This window comes from Bacillus sp. FJAT-47783 (assembly GCF_022808615.1).
In the GTDB taxonomy this organism is placed as follows: domain Bacteria; phylum Bacillota; class Bacilli; order Bacillales; family Aeribacillaceae; genus Bacillus_BZ.
This window is the reverse complement of sequence record NZ_JAKZKS010000062.1, coordinates 1-1611: the sequence shown is the minus strand read 5'-3', so window position 1 is coordinate 1611 and position 1611 is coordinate 1. Positions and strand designations below refer to the sequence as shown.

The following is a 1611-nucleotide window of genomic DNA, read 5'->3' as shown; positions in this document are numbered from 1 at the left end:
GGGTTTGCTGAATAGACAAAAAACTAGTACCGACAAGGGTTTTAGTAGCTTTTGTCGAATATAAAGTGTATGGATTTACGGTAAAACCCACAAAAAACCTTGCACTTGGAGGTCAGCACTGTGTATCAAGAAACGCAAAATCAACTGACATTTTCCGATGACTTCTTCCTGCCTTTTGGCGGTAAATTAAATAAAGAGAATCGATGGGTCCTTCTTGCTGAAATGATTCCTTGGGGGAAGGCTGAAGAGAAATATGCAAAAGCGTTCAAGAAATCGTTTAAAGGTCAAAGAGCCCTCTCTGTTAGAATGGCCCTTGGCGCTTTGCTGATTAAAGAGCGACTTGGCTTAAGTGACCGTGAAACAGTTCAACAGATTACAGAGAACCCGTATTTGCAGTATTTCATTGGTCTTCCAGCTTTCCAAGAAACAGAACCTTTTCATCATTCTTTGATGACTCATTTTCGAAAGAGACTCGGTCCTGATATCATCAATGAAGTCAATGAATGGATTGTCATGGAGGAACAAAAGCAGGATCAAGAAAAGGATGACGAGGATTAGGTCCATCATCCACCTTCTAATCACAAGCCTTCAGAAGATGCAAAAGCGGATACAAGCATGAAGGAGAACAAAGGAAAACTCATACTAGATGCAACATGTGCTCCAGCTGATATGGCCTATGACTTTGAACTGTTGAACGAAGCACGCGAAAAGTTGGAACAGATCATTGACGTCTTGCACGAACCGATGAAAGGGTCTAAACGAAAACCTCGTACCTATCGACAGAAAGCAAGAAAAGACTACTTGGCTATTGTGAAACAGCGGAAGGTTGGAGCGAGAAAGATGCGTAAGGCTGTTGGGAAGCAGTTGAGGTATGTTAAGAGAGATCTTAGAGTGATTGAAGAGTTAGAGTCTCACAGTCCATTATCCCTTTTAAGCAAACAAGAGTACAGGGAGCTTTTGATTATACAGGAACTTTACCGTCAACAAGAAGAAATGTACCGTACAAGAACACATCGTGTAGACCATCGAATCGTAAGCATTTCCCAACCACATGTACGTCCAATCGTCCGAGGTAAAGCCAAAGCAAACGTTGAGTTTGGTTCGAAAGTTGCCGTCAGCGTGGTAGATGGGTATGTCTTGGTTGAAAAATTGGACTGGGACAATTTTAATGAGGGCATCACCCTTCAGGAATCGATTGAAAACGATCGGAAGCGATTCGGGTGTTACCCCGAAGCTGTCTTGGCTGATAAAATCTATCGAAACCGAGAAAATCTACAATACTGCAAGGAAAGAGGAATCCGTCTTAGTGGCCCCAAGCTTGGACGCCCTTCAAAGAAAGAAGGTGCACTCCAAAGACAAATGGCCAAAAAAGATGCATCAGAACGGAACACTGTAGAAGGTAAATTTGGAGAAGGCAAGCGTACTTATGGGCTAGGCCTTATTCGAGCACGCCTTCAAGACACCAGTGAGACGGTCGTTTGTATCCAATTCCTCGTCATGAATCTCGAGCGAAAGCTCAGAGTTCTTTTTTGGCATTTTTTCAGAAAGGTATTCGCGAAGATAGCTGTTTAAAAAACATTAAGTTGCCAATTCGTTCAGCAAGCCCTAATT

At 42.6% G+C, this 1611-nt stretch carries 1 pseudogene; it reads left to right on the top strand.

Going from position 1 to position 1611, the window contains the following annotated elements:
- Positions 1–120: 120 nt before the first annotated feature.
- Positions 121–1572 (top strand): annotated as a pseudogene (locus MLD65_RS17935) (IS5 family transposase).
- Positions 1573–1611: the final 39 nt, after the last annotated feature.